This is a genomic window from Pseudomonas sp. TWRC1-2 (assembly GCF_049896685.1).
Taxonomy (GTDB): domain Bacteria; phylum Pseudomonadota; class Gammaproteobacteria; order Pseudomonadales; family Pseudomonadaceae; genus Aquipseudomonas.
Map to the genome: position 1 here is coordinate 1 of NZ_JAFCUU010000011.1, position 17,708 is coordinate 17,708.

At 60.4% G+C, this 17,708-nt stretch carries 16 protein-coding genes; 11 read left to right on the forward strand and 5 right to left on the reverse strand.

What is annotated here, in order from left to right:
• Window positions 1-453 precede the first annotated feature (453 nt).
• Window positions 454-570: a cytochrome c oxidase subunit CcoM gene (gene ccoM, locus ACP7B3_RS25910; RefSeq protein WP_017137226.1), complete on the reverse strand. Its 117-nt coding sequence runs from the start codon at window positions 568-570 to the stop codon at window positions 454-456.
• A 143-nt stretch (window positions 571-713) separates the two neighbouring features.
• The gene (locus ACP7B3_RS25915; RefSeq protein ID WP_426182121.1) at window positions 714-908 is read right to left on the reverse strand and encodes a hypothetical protein; all 195 of its coding nucleotides are present in this window, start codon (window positions 906-908) and stop codon (window positions 714-716) included.
• Window positions 909-1,008: 100 nt separating this feature from the next.
• Here ACP7B3_RS25915 and ACP7B3_RS25920 point away from each other — a divergent pair, with 100 nt between their 5' ends.
• The 3 genes from ACP7B3_RS25920 (at window position 1,009) to ACP7B3_RS25930 (ending at window position 3,621) form a co-directional block, all read left to right on the forward strand.
• A complete protein-coding gene (locus ACP7B3_RS25920; protein WP_426181873.1) occupies window positions 1,009-1,881 on the forward strand; it encodes a LysR substrate-binding domain-containing protein in 873 nt (290 codons plus the stop codon).
• A gap of 91 nt (window positions 1,882-1,972) precedes the next feature.
• Complete coding sequence (locus ACP7B3_RS25925; protein WP_426181876.1) at window positions 1,973-2,443, forward strand: RidA family protein; 471 nt, start codon at window positions 1,973-1,975, stop codon at window positions 2,441-2,443.
• Complete coding sequence (locus ACP7B3_RS25930) at window positions 2,440-3,621, forward strand: aminotransferase class V-fold PLP-dependent enzyme (protein WP_426181879.1); 1,182 nt, start codon at window positions 2,440-2,442, stop codon at window positions 3,619-3,621. The genes ACP7B3_RS25925 and ACP7B3_RS25930 overlap by 4 nt, the downstream gene beginning before the upstream one ends.
• Here ACP7B3_RS25930 and ACP7B3_RS25935 read toward each other — a convergent pair.
• Complete coding sequence (locus tag ACP7B3_RS25935) at window positions 3,618-3,959, reverse strand: aspartate-semialdehyde dehydrogenase (RefSeq protein ID WP_145162025.1); 342 nt, start codon at window positions 3,957-3,959, stop codon at window positions 3,618-3,620. The genes ACP7B3_RS25930 and ACP7B3_RS25935 overlap by 4 nt on opposite strands.
• Window positions 3,960-4,178: 219 nt before the next feature.
• On the opposite strand from ACP7B3_RS25935, the gene rapA reads away from it, so the two are divergent.
• Window positions 4,179-7,025 (forward strand): RNA polymerase-associated protein RapA, encoded by a 2,847-nt coding sequence (rapA, locus tag ACP7B3_RS25940; protein ID WP_145162022.1) that lies wholly within the window; start codon window positions 4,179-4,181, stop codon window positions 7,023-7,025.
• Window positions 7,026-7,182: 157 nt separating this feature from the next.
• Here rapA and ACP7B3_RS25945 read toward each other — a convergent pair whose 3' ends face one another.
• Window positions 7,183-8,529 (reverse strand): spinster family MFS transporter, encoded by a 1,347-nt coding sequence (locus ACP7B3_RS25945; RefSeq protein ID WP_426181883.1) that lies wholly within the window; start codon window positions 8,527-8,529, stop codon window positions 7,183-7,185.
• Window positions 8,530-8,780: 251 nt separating this feature from the next.
• Between ACP7B3_RS25945 and ACP7B3_RS25950 the strand changes: the two genes are divergently transcribed.
• Entirely contained in the window at window positions 8,781-9,146 is a 366-nt protein-coding gene (locus ACP7B3_RS25950; protein WP_426181886.1) for a YkgJ family cysteine cluster protein, read from the forward strand.
• A gap of 139 nt (window positions 9,147-9,285) precedes the next feature.
• Complete coding sequence (locus ACP7B3_RS25955) at window positions 9,286-11,550, forward strand: putative bifunctional diguanylate cyclase/phosphodiesterase (RefSeq protein WP_426181889.1); 2,265 nt, start codon at window positions 9,286-9,288, stop codon at window positions 11,548-11,550.
• Window positions 11,551-11,985: 435 nt separating this feature from the next.
• On the opposite strand, the gene ACP7B3_RS25960 is transcribed toward ACP7B3_RS25955, so the two are convergent.
• Entirely contained in the window at window positions 11,986-12,288 is a 303-nt protein-coding gene (locus ACP7B3_RS25960) for a DUF2288 domain-containing protein (RefSeq protein WP_017530446.1), read from the reverse strand.
• 341 nt (window positions 12,289-12,629) lie between these two features.
• On the opposite strand from ACP7B3_RS25960, the gene ACP7B3_RS25965 reads away from it, so the two are divergent.
• From ACP7B3_RS25965 to ACP7B3_RS25985, 5 genes are all read left to right on the forward strand, one after another.
• Window positions 12,630-13,757: a branched-chain amino acid ABC transporter substrate-binding protein gene (locus ACP7B3_RS25965; RefSeq protein ID WP_145162009.1), complete on the forward strand. Its 1,128-nt coding sequence runs from the start codon at window positions 12,630-12,632 to the stop codon at window positions 13,755-13,757.
• 228 nt (window positions 13,758-13,985) lie between these two features.
• The gene (livH, locus tag ACP7B3_RS25970) at window positions 13,986-14,909 is read left to right on the forward strand and encodes a high-affinity branched-chain amino acid ABC transporter permease LivH (protein WP_106577104.1); all 924 of its coding nucleotides are present in this window, start codon (window positions 13,986-13,988) and stop codon (window positions 14,907-14,909) included.
• Window positions 14,906-16,159, forward strand: a complete 1,254-nt coding sequence (locus ACP7B3_RS25975; RefSeq protein ID WP_064451210.1) for a high-affinity branched-chain amino acid ABC transporter permease LivM — start codon at window positions 14,906-14,908, stop codon at window positions 16,157-16,159. Before livH ends, ACP7B3_RS25975 begins: the two co-directional genes overlap by 4 nt.
• Window positions 16,156-16,923: a high-affinity branched-chain amino acid ABC transporter ATP-binding protein LivG gene (gene livG / locus ACP7B3_RS25980; protein WP_016975067.1), complete on the forward strand. Its 768-nt coding sequence runs from the start codon at window positions 16,156-16,158 to the stop codon at window positions 16,921-16,923. Before ACP7B3_RS25975 ends, livG begins: the two co-directional genes overlap by 4 nt.
• 1 nt (window position 16,924) lies before the next feature.
• Window positions 16,925-17,626, forward strand: coding sequence for an ABC transporter ATP-binding protein (locus ACP7B3_RS25985; protein ID WP_010212366.1), 702 nt, complete (start codon window positions 16,925-16,927; stop codon window positions 17,624-17,626).
• The last annotated feature ends 82 nt before the right edge of the window (window positions 17,627-17,708 follow it).

Genomic DNA, 17,708 nt, shown 5'->3' on the forward strand with positions numbered 1-17,708 from the left:
GGTGGGGGGGGGGGGGGGGGGGGGGGGGGGGGGCCCCCCCCCCCCCCCCCCCCCCCCCCCCCCCCCCCCCCCCCCCCCCCCCCCCCGCTCCCACATTTGGAGCTCAGTGCATCAGATAGAGGTGTGTTGCTATGCTTTTGATCCGCTTTTGCTTCTACCACTCAGGTGAGCTACCAGGCCGCCTTGCTTTTGCTTTTGCTCTTGCTTGTGATCTGACAGGCCCCGTTAACTACGCTGGCCGAAGCGAGGCACCGAGTGGTGGGGGCAAAGACCTTTTGGTTACTTTTAGCTGGGCCGGCATTCCGGGCGTTTGCCAAAAGTGACCCACTGTAAGAGCGGAACCATACGAAGCAGTGACCGCAGCAACGGATATACACCCTAAAACCGCAGCCAAAAAAAAGGGCGACCGAAGTCGCCCAAAATGCCTTGCGTGCTCATATAACCCAGAAGAACTTACGGTTCTTTACGCTTATTAGCGTCCTTCCAGATAAAAATTCCAAATCCTACAAAAAACAACACCATTAGGCTGACAGTCAACACTCCGGCAAACACCACATTATCGAAAAACATGACCGGCCTCCTGCACGTGCCCTGTTGCGATAGGGCTAAGTTAATGGAGAAGGCGGATGGGAAAATTGACGGGGATCAATGTCGCCCGCAACGGGGCGTAAAGAAAGGCAATAACTGACCTGCATCAACAGATGCAGGTTGTTTCAACGTTTTTTCGGCTTGTTCTTCGACTTTTTCTTAACGTTGCCAAGTGGCATCGCTTGCTCAAACGCCTGGCGCACTTCATTCAGGCGCTTGTCATTAAGGTCATGCACGCGTTTGGCGCGTTCGGCATTCAGGTCAATCAGCTTGTCGTCATCACTCATGGCTTGGCTTACGTCGTGGCGGGAATGGCTCAATAATGCGGTCTCCCCCGCTCAACGGCAAATCAGCGGGCGACAAAATGCAGGGCATCGCCCAAAATCGGCCCTTTCCACTCGACCCCGGAGGCGCACTCAGGTGGCACTGCACAAGGACCTTCCGCCGCTGCTGGCCCTGCGCGCCTTCGAAGCCGTCGCGCGGCACTTGAGTTTCATCAAGGCGGCGAACGAGCTGTCGGTCACCCAAAGTGCCTTGAGCCACCAGGTGCACAAACTCGAACAGCATTTGGGCAAACCGCTGTTTATCCGACGCACCCGCGCGATTGACCTGACCGCCGACGGCCAACGTTACTACGCCGAAATCCGCCCCGCCCTCGACGCCATCGCCGCCGCCACGCGCGCGCAAAAAACAGCGCCCACTACCACCGTGCTACGCGTCGGCCTGCTGGCATCCTTCGCCACCCTGTGGCTGGCCCCACGCCTGGCCGGCTTTCTCAACCGTTACCCGCATATCCAGGTCGAGTTGCTGCCGGCGATTCAATTGGCCAACGTCGCCGCGGCCGAGGTGGATCTGGCCATCCGCTATGGCAAAGGCGATTGGCCGGATGTACAAGCCACCCGCCTGATGCCCGAAGTGATCTCGCCGGTGTGCAGCCCGGCCTTCAAGGCCGGCCCACTGCACAACGGCGCGTTATTGATGGCAACCTCGCACCGGCCCTTCGAATGGACAGATTGGTCCGCGCATTATCACGTCGACCTCGAGCACCACCCCCGCGTGATGCTGCACGACTACAACATCGTGGTCGAAGCGGCTGTGGCCGGCCAGGGCATCGCCATGGGCCGGCACCGTTTGATCGAGCGCAAGCTGCAGGACGGCAGCCTGGTGGAAGCCTTCGACTGGCCGCCCTATCACAGCGAAATCGGCTACTGGCTGATCGCGCCCCAAGGCCCCGCCAGCGACGCGGCCGAATGCTTCAGCCAGTGGTTGAAGGACGCCTGCCGCGACGCGTGAGTTTTTTCGATACGTCAGGTGAGATCTATCCGTTTGTCGCCCGACGGCCCAGCCAACATGCTGAAACCTTCTTGCCCCTAGAGGATTCAACATGCACGACTCCCTTCGCCAACGCGTGCAAGCCCTTGGCCTGACGCTGCCAACGCCCAGCCAGCCGGCGGCCAACTACATCAGCCATGTGATCAGCCAGAACCAGCTGTTTATCTCTGGGCAAATTCCCATGATCGATGGCAAACCCGCCTACATCGGCCGGTTAGGCGAAACCCTCAGCGATGAAGAAGGCGCCCAGGCGGCAGAGTTGGCGGCGCTGGGTCTATTGGGGCAATTGAGCGATGCCGTCGGTGATGACCTGTCGCGCGTGGTGCGCATTCTGCGCCTGGGTGTGTTCATTGCCAGCAGCGGCGACTTCCAGCGCCAAAGCGTGGTCGCCAACGGCGCATCGAACCTGGTGGTCAACGCCCTGGGTGACAAAGGCCGGCATGTGCGGACTGCCGTCGGGGTGTCCAGCCTGCCGGCCGGCGTGGCGGTGGAGGTTGATGCGATTTTCGAGTTGCAGCCGTGAGCCCGCTCGAAGTTCAGCAGCTGCGCGACGCAACACCCGGCTGCCAGTCGGGCATCGTGCACTTTAACCACGCGGGTGCCTCGCTGCCCAGCCAGGCCACGCTGGACGCAATCATCGACCAGTTGCAACGCGAAGCCCGCGACGGCCCGATGGAGGCCGGCGAGCAGGGTGAAGTGCTGGTAGAAAAAGCCCGGCGCGCAGCCGCGCAATTGCTCAATGCGCCGACCTCGTCTATCGCGTTTGCCAGCAGCGGCTCAAGCGCCTGGAGCATGGCCTTCCAGGCCTTGGGCCCATGGCAACCTGGCGAGCGCATTCTGGTCGGCCGCCACGAATGGGGCGGCAACCTGGCGAGCATGCAACAGGCGGTGCAAGCCGGCGCACGGATAGAAGTCATTCCCTGCGATGAAACCGGCGCAGTCTGCCCGGTGGCGCTGGAGTCGATGATTGATGCCAGAGTCAAGCTGATCGACTTGACCTGGTTGCCGGCCAACGGCGGCCTGATCAACCCTGCCCAGGCGATCGGCGCAGTGGCCAGGCGTCACGCCATTCCCTATTTCATCGACGCCGGCCAAGCGGTCGGCCAACTGCCGGTGGATGTGCAGGCGCTGCACTGCGATGTGCTCAAGTCGGCCGGCCGTAAACACCTGCGTGGGCCCCGCGGCACGGCGTTACTGTATGTGCGACCGGATTTTCTCTCGCAGCTCAATCCCGCCCAGCGCGATGTGTTTTCCGCACCCTGGACCGCCGAAGGCTTCGACCTGCGCGATGACGCCCGGCGCTTTGAAACCAGCGAGGTGTCTTTTGCCTTGTTGGCTGGCTTGGGCAATGCGTTGCAGGAGGTGAATCGACTGGGCGTGGAGCACACGTGGGAAAGGGTCTTACAACTCAGTGAGCGATCACGTGACGCATTGCGTCAGTTGCCGGGGGTTTCCCTGCACGACCTGGGCACGGCGCACTCAGGACTGATCGCCTTCAACCTCGCAGGCTGGGACGCCTTCGAGCTCAAACGACGCCTGGGGTTGAAACGAATCAACATCGGCGCAAATGGTGTGGCCTACACGCCGCTGGACATGCAGGCGCGAGGGCTGACGAGCGTTGCGCGGGTGTCGGTCAGCCCGCTCAACACCGAACATGACATTGAACGGCTGATCACCGCGCTACGCGAATTGCGTGACTAAACCTCGACGTCCACCCACAGGCCCTGGCGCGGCGCATCTTCGATCAGCGGCACCACTGGCACGGTGTTGTCGGCGTTGAGCACATCGCCGGGGATCGCCAGGTGTGCTTCGGGGTCTTCGTCGGCTTCTCGCCGGCGCTTCTGCTGTTCCTGCTGGCGGCGTTGTTCCTCGCGCAGCAGCAAGGTTGACTGCTCGGCATCGCCCTTTTTCAGGTCGATCGTGCTTTCGTTAGAGCCCGCTTGCACTGGCACCACGGGCGGGATATCCGGCTTCTGACGCACCGGGTCAAGTTGCGACGTAACCGGCACAACGCTGACGGGCAGCATGGGTGGCAGCATAATAATTATTCTCCTGATCAACAGGCTGTCGGCGGGTTGCAGGGCGACTTGAGCTCAAGCTCGCCAAGCTGTGACCCAGTCGACACTCGCAAGTGCCCGCCACCCGTCGATCCAGCTTTCGAACCCGCGCGTTAACGGAGTAGTTTTTGTCAGAGTCCTTTGGCTGAGGGCCTTGTTCCGTTAAGATAGTCGGCTTTTTCACGGCGGGAGTCAGGCAGCATGGCGCAGCAGTATCAACCGGGGCAACGCTGGATTAGTGACAGCGAAGCAGAGCTGGGGTTAGGCACCGTTCTGGCACAGGACGGCCGCTTGTTGACCGTGCTCTATCCGGCCACTGGCGACACTCGTCAGTATGCGCTACGGAATGCGCCCCTCACTCGCGTGAGGTTTTCGCCGGGTGATTCCATCACCCATTTCGAAGGCTGGAAAATGACCGTACAGGAAGTCGACGACGTCGATGGCCTGCTGGTTTACCACGGCCTCAATGGGCAGAACGAGCAGGTCACCCTGCCGGAAACCCAACTGTCCAACTTCATCCAGTTCCGCCTGGCCAGCGACCGTCTGTTCGCCGGCCAGATCGATCCGCTGGCCTGGTTCTCGCTGCGTTACCACACCCTGGAACACACCAGCCGCCAACTGCAGTCCTCACTGTGGGGCTTGGGTGGCGTGCGTGCGCAACCTATTGCTCACCAACTGCACATCGCCCGTGAAGTCGCTGACCGTATCGCGCCGCGGGTATTGCTGGCTGACGAAGTGGGCCTGGGCAAGACCATCGAAGCCGGCCTGGTGATCCATCGCCAGCTGCTTTCCGGCCGCGCCAGCCGGGTGCTGATCCTGGTACCGGAAAACCTGCAGCACCAGTGGCTGGTGGAAATGCGCCGCCGCTTCAACCTGCAGGTTGCGCTGTTCGACGAAGAACGCTTCATCGAAAGCGATGCCACCAACCCATTCGAAGACACCCAGCTCGCGCTGGTGGCCCTGGAATGGCTGGTGGACGACGAGAAGGCCCAGGACGCACTGTTCGCGGCCGGCTGGGACTTGCTGGTGGTCGACGAAGCCCACCACCTGGTCTGGCATGAAGACAAGGCCAGCCCGGAGTATTCGCTGGTCGAGCAACTTGCCGAGGTGATTCCTGGCGTGCTGCTGCTGACCGCCACCCCGGAACAACTGGGCCAGGACAGCCACTTTGCGCGCCTGCGCCTGCTGGACCCGAACCGCTTCCACGACCTGCACGCCTTCCGCGCCGAAAGCGAAAACTATCGCCCGGTGGCCGAAGCCGTGCAGGAGCTGCTGGACAAAGGCCGCCTGTCGCCGACCGCACACAAGACCATCCAGGGTTTCCTCGGCGACGAAGGTGAAGCGCTGCTCACCGCCGTCAACGATGGCGACACCGAAGCCAGTGCGCGCCTGGTGCGTGAGCTGCTTGACCGCCACGGCACTGGCCGCGTGCTGTTCCGTAACACCCGGGCTGCCGTGCAAGGTTTCCCGGAGCGCAAACTGCACGCCTACCCGCTGCCGAACCCGGACGAATACCTCGAGTTGCCGCTGGGCGAACACGCCGAGCTGTACCCGGAAGTCAGCTTCCAGTCGCAGCCGGACGTGGATGAAGAAAACCGCTGGTGGCGCTTCGACCCACGCGTGGAGTGGCTGATCGACCAGCTGAAAATGCTCAAGCGCACCAAAGTGCTGGTGATCTGCGCCCACGCCGAAACCGCCATGGACCTGGAAGACGCCCTGCGCGTGCGTTCCGGCATTCCGGCCACGGTGTTCCACGAGGGCATGAACATCCTCGAGCGTGACCGCGCCGCCGCTTACTTCGCCGACGAAGAGTTCGGCGCCCAGGTGCTGATCTGCTCGGAAATCGGCAGTGAAGGCCGCAACTTCCAGTTCTCCCACCACTTGGTGCTGTTCGACCTGCCGTCCCACCCTGACCTGCTGGAACAGCGGATCGGGCGTCTGGACCGGATCGGTCAGAAGCACGTGATCGAATTGCACGTGCCGTACCTGGAAACCAGCCCGCAAGAGCGTCTGTTCCAGTGGTACCACGAAGCGCTGAACGCGTTCCTCAACACCTGCCCGACCGGCAACGCCCTGCAACATCAGTTCGGCCCGCGCCTGCTGCCGTTGCTGGAAAACGCCGACGATGGCGAGTGGCAAGCCCTGATCGACGAGGCCCGCGCCGAGCGCGAGCGTCTGGAGCAAGAGCTGCACACTGGTCGCGACCGCCTGCTGGAACTCAACTCCGGCGGCGCGGGTGAAGGTGATGCGCTGGTCGAGGACATCCTGGAGCAAGACGACCAGTTCGCCCTGCCGATCTACATGGAAACCCTGTTCGACGCCTTTGGCATCGACAGCGAAGACCATTCGGAAAACGCGCTGATCTTGAAGCCCAGCGAAAAAATGCTCGACGCCAGCTTCCCGCTGGGCGACGACGAAGGTGTGACCATCACCTACGACCGTAACCAGGCGCTGTCGCGCGAAGACATGCAGTTCATCACCTGGGAACACCCGATGGTGCAGGGCGGCATGGACCTGGTGCTGTCCGGCTCGATGGGCAACACCGCCGTGGCGCTGATCAAGAACAAGGCGCTCAAGCCGGGCACCGTGTTGCTCGAATTGCTGTACGTGAGTGAAGTGGTTGCGCCGCGCTCCTTGCAACTGGGCCGCTACTTGCCACCGGCGGCCTTGCGCTGCCTGCTGGACGCCAATGGCAATGACCTGTCCGGCCGCGTGTCGTTTGAAACCCTGAACGACCAGCTCGAAAGCGTGCCACGCGCCAGCGCCAACAAGTTCGTGCAGGCTCAGCGTGACCAACTCACGCCGCGCATCAATGCCGGTGAAGAGAAGATCACCCCGCGCCACGCCGAGCGAGTGGCCGAGGCCAAGCGCCGCCTGGCAGCGGACACCGACGAAGAGCTGGCGCGCCTGACCGCGTTGCAAGCGGTCAACCCGACCGTGCGTGACAGCGAGCTGGTGGCCCTGCGTCAGCAACGCGAGCAAGGTTTGGCCATGCTCGACAAAGCGGCGCTGCGACTGGAAGCGATTCGGGTGCTGGTGGCGGGTTGATTACCGCCCTGCCCTGTTAAGAAGAAGGCCCGCGCAATGCGGGCCTTTTTTTGTTTGACTTGAGGGCCTCATCGCGGGCAAGCCCGCTCCCACATTTTGATGTGTGAATACCTTCAAATGTGGGAGCTGGCTTGCCTGCGATAGGGTCAACTCGGTATCAAGCGGTAGCCGCCGCAGCCGGCACCTCCACCGCCCCCAACCCATCCTTCATGCGCTTGGCATCACGCACAAAACTGCGCGACGCCTGAAACAGAAACAGCAAGGTCAAAAACAGCGCCACTGGAATCAGGTACATGGCGTCGTGCAGCCCCACCGCCTTATAAGCCTCGGTCATCTGCGCCGCTCCATCGGCATACATCGCCGAATGGGCAAAGTGATCAGACAGCCCGCCCACCACAATCGGTCCCATGCCGCCGCCCAACAGGTACAACCCGGCGAAGAACAGCGCCATCGCCGTGGCCCGCAGGCGCGGCTCAACCACGTCCTGAATGGCGGTGTACACGCAGGTATAGAAGTTGTAGGCAAACAGCCAGCCCACACTGAACAGCGCCACAAACACACCAATCTCGATGCGTCCGGCGTGCAACGCCCACGCGGTGGTGACGGTGGAGATGATCAAGCTGCAGGCAGCGAACAACAGTCGGCCATTGGCGATTCGCTGATGGATCTTGTCGGCAATCCAGCCGCCCAATGTCAGGCCCACCAGGCCGGTGATGCCCACGATTACGCCAGTGGCAACCGCCGCCTCCTGCAACGGCATCAGGAAATAGCGCTGCAACATCGGCACCAGAAACGAGTTGCACGCATAGGTGGCAAAGTTGAAGCACAGCCCGGCCAGCACCAGCCACAGGAAGGTCGGCACCGCCAGCACGCGGCGGATCGGGCGATCGACGCGCTCCTGCGAGACCTGCACGGTTTCGGCCGCGCCGCGCTTGGGTTCCTTGATATAGAACATGAACACGGCGAGGATCAGCCCCGGCACGGCGGCGATAAAGAACGGCGCGCGCCAGCTGTCGAACGCCTTGACCATCGCGCCGATGGTGAAGAACGCCAGCAGCAGGCCCAACGGCAGGCCGAGCATGAAAATACCCATGGCGCGGGCGCGGCGGTGGGCGGGAAACAGGTCGCCGATCAGTGAGTTGGCCGCCGGCGCATAGCTGGCTTCGCCAATGCCGATGCCCATGCGCACCAACAGGAAGGTCCAGAAACTGCCGACCATGCCGTTGAGTGCGGTCAGCCCGCTCCAGGCAAACAAGCCCCAGCCCATCAGTTTGCTGCGCGAACCGGTGTCGGCCATACGCCCCAGCGGCAAACCGGCAATGGCGTAGACGATGGTGAAGGCGGTGCCGATGATGCCGAGCTGAAAGTCGCTCAGGTGCCATTCCATACGAATGGGTTCGATGATGATCGCGGGGATGGTGCGGTCGAAGAAATTGAACAAATTGGCCAGGAACAGCAGGAACAGAATGCGCCAGGCATTCGCCGCTTGGGTCGAGTTCTGCATGGGTCCGTCTCTTTTATTGTTATGAGAGCTGCGATGCCCGATGCATCCTGCCCGGTACCTGCAACATAGTCAGGCAGGTGCCGGTTGTCTGTAATGATTCGTAACGCTGATAGGGCATGATTTCGCCCGGTATCACGGGACTTCGCCTACAAAAATATAAGTTCACGCCCCCCTTCCCAACGGCAACGCCAAGGATAGAATGGCGAGCCTTCCGTAACACCCACATCCTACTTTTCTTATCGATGACGCCCATGTCCGAAGCCAGTCCGTGTCTGAGTTGCGGTGCCTGCTGTTCACACTTTCGTGTGTCTTTCTTCTGGGGTGAGTGCGCCTCATCGGGGGGCACCGTGCCCGATGACCTGGTGGTGCAGATCAATCCCACGCGCGTGGCGATGATCGGCACCGACCAGAAACCCGCGCGTTGCTGCAGCCTTGAGGGGGAAGTCGGCAAAGGCACCCGTTGCACGATCTATGAGCAGCGTTCGAGCCCGTGTCGCGAGTTCGACGCGTCGTGGAGCCAGGGCGAACACAACGTCGATTGCGACACGGCACGCGCCGCCTTTGGCTTGCCGCCCCTCGAGGCGCCTTTCGAGTTCGACCTGCCGATCAGCGCTTAGCAGCAAACGCTATGGCGAGCATGCCAAAATCATTCAGAGCAAAGTGCCATTATTCCTGGCAAATCCCGCAAGGCTTCTATACTCGAGGTCATAAGCCATTGCTGTAGGCAATGACGTACTGACTTTGACGGGACATGCTATGGAATGGCGAGGTATGTATTTTTTTACCGAGCTTCCAGATAACGGGCATTTATTACTCAATTGCAGTCATAACCCCTTTCTGGTGCTGCTGGCGTATCTGGTCGCTTGTGCAGCAGGGTTCGGAACCTTGGACATGGCCGAGCGCGTCGGCCACGTGGAAGACCCTACTGCCCGCCGCCACTGGCGCTGGCTGGGGGCGGGATGCCTGGCAGGCGGCATCTGGTCGACTCACTTCATCAGCATGCTGGCCTTTCAGGCACCTATTGCCATCCATTACGAACTGCTCATGACGTTCGCCTCGCTGGTGATCGCCCTGATTGCCTCGTTGTTTGCCATGCAAACCCTCAGTCACGCTCATTTGCGCTTTCATCAATACCTGCTGGCATCGGTATGGATGGGGCTGGGCATTGCCTTGATGCACTACGTCGGCATGTCGGCCATGCGCTCCCAGGCCCAGGTGTACTTCGACTCGGGGCTGTTTTTGGCGTCGGTGGGCATCGCCATTGGCGCCAGCCTGGCCGCGTTGCTGCTGTCGTGCTACCTGCGCAACGGCACCGGGGTGTTCCATCAATTGCTCAAATACGCCGCCAGCCTGGTGCTGGGCGCCGGCATCCTGAGCATGCACTTCACCGGCATGGCTGCCATGCAAATGCTGGTGCCCAGCGGCGCGGACCTCGCATTGCCGCTGGACAACAACCCCATTCAGCTTGGCTTATCCGTGGCCGTGATCACCCTGTTGGTGATTGGCAGCAGCGTCAGTGCAGCACTGGCCGACAAAAAACTGCAGCACAAGGAACGCGACCTGCGCCGGGTCAATGCGCTGCTCAGCGAACTGGACCAGGCCCGCGCCTCGCTGCAACAGGTCGCGCATTTTGATGCGCTGACCACCCTGCTCAACCGTCGCGGTTTCAATCAGATTTTCGCGGAGAAAGTCGCCGAAAAAACTGCAAGCCACGGCATGATGGCGGTGATCTTCCTCGATATCGACCACTTCAAGCGCATCAACGACAGCCTTGGGCATGATGCCGGCGACCAGTTACTCACTGTGTTGGCCGGGCATATCAAAGGGTCGGTGCGCAGCCATGACGATGTGGTCGCGCGCTTTGGCGGCGATGAATTCTGCATCCTGATCAGCATTCACCATCGCGACGAAGCGCGGCATATGGCGCAGCGCATCATGCAGAAGATGAAAGAGCCGATTGAGCTGGCCGGCCGGCGCATGGTGATGACCACCAGCATCGGCATCAGCCTGTTTCCCGATGACGGCCTGACCTGTGAGGAGCTGCTGAAAACCGCCGACCTGGCGCTTTACCAATCCAAAGACACCGGGCGCAACAGCCTGAACTTTTTCAGTTCCAACCTCAAAACCCGCGCGTTTCTCGAACTGCAACTGGAAGAAGAGCTGCGCGCCGCCCTGCGCACGCGCAACCAGCTGGTCCTGTTTTATCAGCCGATCTTCGACATGAAACTCGGCAAGGTTACCCGCCTGGAAGCCCTGGTGCGCTGGCAACACCCGCAACACGGGCTGCTGGCGCCGGACCGGTTTATCGCCATTGCCGAAAGCAACGGGCTGATTGCCGAACTGGACCACTGGGTATTACGCCAGGCATGCCACGATTTGAGCCTGCTGTCTGACCGCGGCTATACCGAGCTGACCATGGCCGTGAACTGCTCGGCCCTCAACCTGGCGCGTGACGAACTGGCGGATGAAATCGAAGACGCCCTGCGCTTCGCCGGCATCGCCGCCGGACGCCTGGAGTTGGAAGTCACCGAAAACGCCCTGATGGGCAACATCAGCAGCACGCTCGCGCTGTTGCGGCAAATCCGGGCACTGGGCGTGTCGCTGGCGATTGATGACTTCGGCACTGGCTACTCGTCACTGGCTTATCTCAAGCGCCTGCCGCTCAACACGCTGAAGATCGACCGTTCCTTTATCCAGGACATTCCCAAATCGACTGCCGATATCGAGATCGTCCAGGCGATTATCGGCATGGCTCACACGCTGCACCTGCACGTTGTCACCGAAGGCGTGGAAACCCAGGCGCAATTCGAACTGCTGCTCAACCATGGCTGTGACTTCATTCAGGGCTACCTGCTGAGCCCAGCGGTGCCTTTGAGCGATGTGGTTGGCGTGATCCAGGGCATCCAGATGCGTAACCCGCTCTACCCTTTCAGCGTGGAAGGCAGCAAAGACACCACGCCGCCAAAAGACCTTGTCACAGGCCGTATCGGCCCACCTTCGATCGTCAGGCCAATTCGTTAACGCCGAATATTTGGCATTTAGCCATCATTTGCCTGAAGAAGGCCGACGAACGAGCGGTTCATCAACGTCCACGTGGCGTTGCTCATCGGATGGGGAAGACCAAGGTTATTTCGTTGAATCACCATACTGGCAAGACTGCATAGACCGAGTCGCGGCCATCGCAGGCAAGCCTGCTCCCCCACTTGGAATGCATGTCAAATATGGGAGCTGGCTTGCCCGCAATAGCGGTCTGCCAGACAAGCAAAATCCTGATCCCTGCCACACCCAGAAACAATTCCTTGAGCCTTCGGCCCCGCGCACAACTGTTCCCGTGACGCGCACGTCACCCTCACCTGTGACCTTTCTCTACGGCAAGGTGCCATCACGGCGCCGGCGGTTACTCCGCTACACACTTGCAGGGGACCGAGCAGTGCACCTTTTTAGCGCATCCGTTTCTTACGCCGCCCTTTCCTGGATCAGAATCCACGGCGAAACCACCACCGCCCACAGGCTTGGATCCCTCTCGACCAGGTCCAATGCCCGCGTCGCAGACACCTCGCCAAGGCTCCCTGCAGCCAGCCATGCAGCGACTTTGTCACGGTTATCCTCGGCCATCCCCTCGGCGGCTTCGATCAAATCCAGGCCGGCGTCGACCCACAATAGGGCACCCTTGGCAAAGAACGGCTCGAGCTCCTTCCAGGAAATTTCGGCGGTTTCACCGAGCAGCTTGGCATAGAGGGTGCTAGGTTCTTGCGTCATGGGAATTCACCTGAATAAAAAATCGGCACAATCATAGCGTCAGGCGTCAGGCAGAAAAACCCAGTTGCAAATGAGGCACCGAACGAAAGTGTCAGGAAAGCCAAGGATTGCCTGAAACTCTGGCATCACCCCGCCGCAATTCTGTCTTTTTCTTTCATTAAAGCGACACCCCCGGCGTTTGCCCCCAGCAGCCAGCTTTTCAAGCGATCAACCGGCGCTCTACACTGTACCGGTACAGTTGCCAGGGCAATGCCGGGGGGATATCCGAGATATCTGATCCGGTTCTGCAGCTCACAAGGCCGCTAGAACTATAAAAAATACAACAGTAAGAGTGGAGCACTATGAATAAGGCTACTAAGCAGATTTCCAAACTGTTTGCCGCTATGGTCCTGGCTGGGGTTGCCGGCCATTCGTTCGCAGCCGACACCATCAAGATCGGTATCGCAGGTCCAAAAACCGGCCCTGTGACGCAATACGGCGACATGCAATTCATGGGTGCCAAGCAGGCAATCGCCGACATCAACGCCAAGGGCGGCGTCGACGGCAAAATGCTTGAAGCCAAAGAATACGACGACGCTTGCGATCCGAAACAAGCCGTTGCCGTAGCCAACAAAGTGGTCAACGACGGCGTCAAGTTCGTGGTCGGTCACCTTTGCTCCAGCTCCACTCAGCCAGCAACCGACATCTACGAAGACGAAGGCGTGATCATGATCACTCCGGCGGCTACCAGCCCGGAAATCACCGCCCGTGGTTATAAACTGGTATTCCGTACCATCGGCCTGGACAGCGCCCAGGGCCCGGCAGCCGGCAACTACATCGCCGACTTCGTGAAGCCTAAGGTAGTTGCCGTACTGCACGACAAACAGCAATACGGTGAAGGCATCGCGACTGCCGTTAAACAGACCCTTGAGAAGAAAGGCGTGAAAGTCGCTGTCTTCGAAGGCCTGAACGCCGGCGATAAAGACTTCTCCTCGATCATCCAGAAGCTCAAGCAAGCCAACGTCGACTTCGTCTATTACGGCGGCTACCACCCAGAGCTGGGCCTGATCCTGCGCCAAGCCAAGGAAAAAGGCCTGAACGCCAAGTTCATGGGCCCGGAAGGCGTCGGCAACGACTCCATCTCGCAAATTGCCCAGGACGCTTCCGAAGGCCTGCTGGTAACCCTGCCTAAATCCTTCGACACCGACCCTGCCAACAAAGCCATTGTTGAAGAGTTCGCCAAGAACAAACAGGACCCAACCGGTCCGTTCGTGTTCCCGGCTTACTCTGCGGTTGAAGTCATCGCCGGCGGTATCGCTGCCGCGAAGAGCGAAGACACCGCCAAGGTGGCAGCTGCCATCCACGCAGGCACTTTCAAGACCCCTACTGGCGACCTGAGCTTTGACGCCAAGGGCGACCTGAAGGACTTCAAGTTCGTGGTCTACCAATGGCACTTCGGTAAACCAAAAACCGAAGTTTCCCCTCAGTAAGCCAGGCGTTACTGGTCAACAAGCCCACTGTGAGAGCAGTGGGCTTTGTTTTACGAGGTTTATGGGCCTGTCACCCGCGATCCGGGCGCTGGCTCACCTGAAAATCTTAAAACCGTCACCAGCGGTTCGCTGGCAAACGCTTTGTGCAAATGTGCTCATAGAACACAGCGCAGGGCCGGAACATGACTCCACCAGTGAAATGCGTATCGGGTTTTTAGGAGCGCTGTAATGCCTGAGATCTATCATTTTTTCCAACAGCTGGTTAATGGCCTGACCATTGGCAGCACCTATGCCTTGATAGCCATTGGCTACACAATGGTTTACGGCATCATTGGAATGATCAACTTCGCCCATGGCGAGGTGTACATGATTGGTTCCTACGTGGCCTTCATCGCCCTTGCCGGGCTGGCCATGATGGGTATCCACTCCCTGCCGCTGTTGATGACCGCCGCGTTTATCGCGTCGATTGTTGTAACCAGTGCCTACGGCTACAGCATCGAGCGGGTTGCCTATCGTCCCTTGCGTGGCAGCAACCGTTTGATCCCGCTGATTTCCGCCATCGGCATGTCGATATTCCTGCAGAACACTGTATTGCTGTCCCAGGACTCCAAGGACAAGTCCATTCCCAACCTGATCCCGGGGAGCATCTCCTTCGGCCCAGGTGGCGCACAAGAAGTGCTGATTTCCTACATGCAGATCCTGGTGTTCGTCGTCACGCTGGTGGCGATGCTGGGCCTGACGCTGTTCATTTCCCGCTCCCGTCTGGGGCGCGCCTGCCGGGCCTGCGCCGAAGACATCAAGATGGCCAACCTGCTGGGCATCAACACCAACAACATCATTGCCCTGACCTTCGTCATCGGTGCTGCGCTGGCGGCCGTCGCGGCGGTGCTGCTGAGCATGCAGTACGGCGTGATCAACCCCAACGCCGGTTTCCTGGTAGGCCTCAAGGCCTTTACCGCGGCGGTTCTGGGCGGCATCGGCAGTATTCCGGGCGCCATGCTCGGCGGGCTGGTGCTGGGCGTGGCTGAAGCCTTTGGCGCCGATATTTTCGGCGACCAATACAAGGATGTGGTGGCGTTCGGCCTGTTGGTTCTGGTGCTGTTGTTCCGTCCGACCGGCATTCTGGGCCGTCCGGAGGTTGAGAAAGTATGAGCAGATATCTTAAATCGGCGTTTTTCAGCGCCTTGCTGGTATGGGCCGTGGCCTTTCCGGTACTCGGCCTCAAGCTGAGCATTGTCGGCATCAACCTGGAAGTGCATGGCACCGGTCCCGTCACCCTGACCATCATCGCCCTGTGCTCGGTGCTGATGTTCCTGCGCGTGCTGTTCACCCAGCAGGTCGGTGCGTTGTTCAAGGGCAACCGTGGGCCATTGGTATCGCCCAAGGTCAGCCAGTTCCTGACCCTGCCGCGCACCCAGCGCTACATCATCATCGGCCTGATCGTGGCCGCGCTGATCTGGCCGTTCTTCGGCTCACGCGGCGCGGTGGATATCGCGACGCTGATCCTGATCTACGTGCTGCTGGGCCTGGGCCTGAACATCGTGGTGGGCCTGGCCGGCCTGCTCGACCTGGGGTATGTGGGCTTCTACGCCGTGGGTGCCTACACCTACGCGTTGCTTTCGCATTACCTGGGCTGGGGCTTCTGGATCTGCCTGCCGCTGGCGGGTATGGCGGCGGCCACGTTCGGCTTCCTGCTGGGCTTCCCGGTGCTGCGCCTGCGTGGTGACTACCTGGCAATCGTGACCCTGGGCTTCGGTGAAATCATCCGACTGTTCCTGCGTAACCTCACCGATATCACCGGCGGCCCCAACGGCATCAGCAGCATCCCCAAGCCGACGTTCTTCGGGCTGTCGTTCGACCGCACCGCCGCCGAGGGCATGCAGACTTTCCACGAGTACTTCGGGATCGACTACAACCCGGTGAGCAAAGTGGTGTTCCTGTACCTGGTGGCCCTGTTGCTGGCGCTGGCGGCACTGTTCGTGATCAACCGTCTGCTGCGCATGCCGATCGGGCGGGCGTGGGAAGCGTTGCGCGAAGATGAGATCGCCTGCCGAGCGTTAGGCATGAACCCGACCGTCATCAAACTTTCGGCCTTCACCCTCGGGGCAACATTCGCCGGTTTCGCCGGCAGCTTCTTTGCGGCGCGCCAAGGCCTGGTGACCCCGGAGTCGTTCACCTTTATCGAGTCGGCGATCATCCTCGCCATCGTCGTACTGGGTGGCATGGGCTCGCAGCTGGGCGTGATCCTGGCGGCCATCGTAATGATCCTGCTGCCGGAGATGATGCGAGAGTTCAGCGAATACCGCATGTTGATGTTCGGCGCCATGATGGTGCTGATGATGATTTGGCGTCCCCAAGGTCTGCTGCCGATGCAACGCCCACACATGGAGCTGCGCAAATGAGCCGCGAGATCCTGAAAGTCGAAAACTTGAGCATGCGCTTCGGCGGTTTGCTGGCGGTCAACGGCGTGGCCCTGACCGTGAAAGAAAAACAGGTGGTGGCGCTGATCGGCCCCAACGGCGCCGGCAAAACCACGGTGTTCAACTGCCTTACCGGCTTCTACAAGCCGAGCGGTGGCAGCATCCTGCTGGACGGCCAGCCGATCCAGGGCCTGGCCGGCCACGAGATCGCCCGCAAGGGCGTGGTACGCACCTTCCAGAACGTGCGGTTGTTCAAGGACATGACGGCGGTCGAGAACCTGTTGATTGCCCAGCATCGCCACCTGAACACCAACTTCTTTGCTGGCCTGTTCAAGACCCCGGCGTTCCGCAAGAGCGAGCGCGAGGCCATGGAATACGCCGAATACTGGCTGGACAAGGTCAACCTCACCGAGTTTGCCAACCGCCCTGCCGGCACCCTGGCCTACGGTCAGCAACGTCGCCTGGAAATCGCCCGCTGCATGATGACCCGCCCGCGGATCCTCATGCTCGACGAACCGGCTGCCGGCCTGAACCCCAAGGAAACCGAGGACCTCAAGGCGCTGATCAGCGTGTTGCGTGAGGAAAACAACGCCACTGTGCTGTTGATCGAACACGACATGAAACTGGTCATGAGCATTTCCGACCACATCGTGGTGATCAACCAGGGCACGCCGCTGGCCGACGGGACACCGGAACAGATCCGCGACAATCCTGAAGTGATCAAAGCCTATTTGGGGGAAGCGTAAAATGCTGCAATTCGAAAACGTTTCCACTTTTTACGGCAAGATCCAGGCCCTGCACAGCGTCAACGTGGAAGTGCGCCAAGGTGAAATCGTCACGCTGATCGGTGCCAACGGCGCCGGCAAATCCACCTTGTTGATGACTTTGTGCGGTTCGCCGCAGGCCCACAGCGGCAGCATCCGCTACATGGGTGAAGAGCTGGTGGGGCAACAGTCCTCGCAGATCATGCGCAAGAGCATTGCAGTGGTGCCCGAAGGCCGCCGCGTGTTCTCGCGCCTGACCGTCGAGGAGAACCTGGCCATGGGCGGGTTCTTCACCGACAAGGGCGACTACCAGGAGCAGATGGACAAGGTGTTGCACCTGTTCCCCAGGCTCAAGGAACGCTTCAGCCAGCGCGGCGGCACCATGTCCGGCGGCGAGCAGCAAATGCTCGCCATTGGCCGTGCGCTGATGAGCAAGCCCAAGCTGTTGCTGTTGGACGAACCGTCCCTGGGCCTGGCCCCGATCATCATCCAGCAGATCTTCGACATCATCGAACAGCTGCGCAAGGACGGTGTAACGGTGTTCCTGGTCGAGCAAAACGCCAACCAGGCGCTGAAAATCGCCGACCGCGCCTACGTGCTGGAAAACGGCCGGGTGGTGATGCAGGGCACAGGTGAGCAGTTGCTCACGGATCCGAAGGTACGGGAGGCTTACCTCGGGGGCTAATACCATCCGGTTGCTGTATGAACTGGATCTAAATGTGGGAGCGGGCTTGCTCGCGAATGCGGTGTCTCAGTTAAGTTTCTAT

Coding starts and splice junctions, on each gene's coding strand:
- ACP7B3_RS25935 (WP_145162025.1), bottom strand. CDS start 3,959: ATGCTGCCACCCATGCTGCCCGTCAGCGTTGTGCCGGTTACGTCGCAA.
- livH (WP_106577104.1), top strand. CDS start 13,986: ATGCCTGAGATCTATCATTTTTTCCAACAGCTGGTTAATGGCCTGACC.
- ACP7B3_RS25975 (WP_064451210.1), top strand. CDS start 14,906: ATGAGCAGATATCTTAAATCGGCGTTTTTCAGCGCCTTGCTGGTATGG.
- ACP7B3_RS25965 (WP_145162009.1), top strand. CDS start 12,630: ATGAATAAGGCTACTAAGCAGATTTCCAAACTGTTTGCCGCTATGGTC.
- ACP7B3_RS25955 (WP_426181889.1), top strand. CDS start 9,286: ATGGAATGGCGAGGTATGTATTTTTTTACCGAGCTTCCAGATAACGGG.
- ACP7B3_RS25985 (WP_010212366.1), top strand. CDS start 16,925: ATGCTGCAATTCGAAAACGTTTCCACTTTTTACGGCAAGATCCAGGCC.
- livG (WP_016975067.1), top strand. CDS start 16,156: ATGAGCCGCGAGATCCTGAAAGTCGAAAACTTGAGCATGCGCTTCGGC.
- ccoM (WP_017137226.1), bottom strand. CDS start 570: ATGTTTTTCGATAATGTGGTGTTTGCCGGAGTGTTGACTGTCAGCCTA.
- ACP7B3_RS25950 (WP_426181886.1), top strand. CDS start 8,781: ATGTCCGAAGCCAGTCCGTGTCTGAGTTGCGGTGCCTGCTGTTCACAC.
- ACP7B3_RS25960 (WP_017530446.1), bottom strand. CDS start 12,288: ATGACGCAAGAACCTAGCACCCTCTATGCCAAGCTGCTCGGTGAAACC.
- ACP7B3_RS25945 (WP_426181883.1), bottom strand. CDS start 8,529: ATGCAGAACTCGACCCAAGCGGCGAATGCCTGGCGCATTCTGTTCCTG.
- ACP7B3_RS25925 (WP_426181876.1), top strand. CDS start 1,973: ATGCACGACTCCCTTCGCCAACGCGTGCAAGCCCTTGGCCTGACGCTG.
- rapA (WP_145162022.1), top strand. CDS start 4,179: ATGGCGCAGCAGTATCAACCGGGGCAACGCTGGATTAGTGACAGCGAA.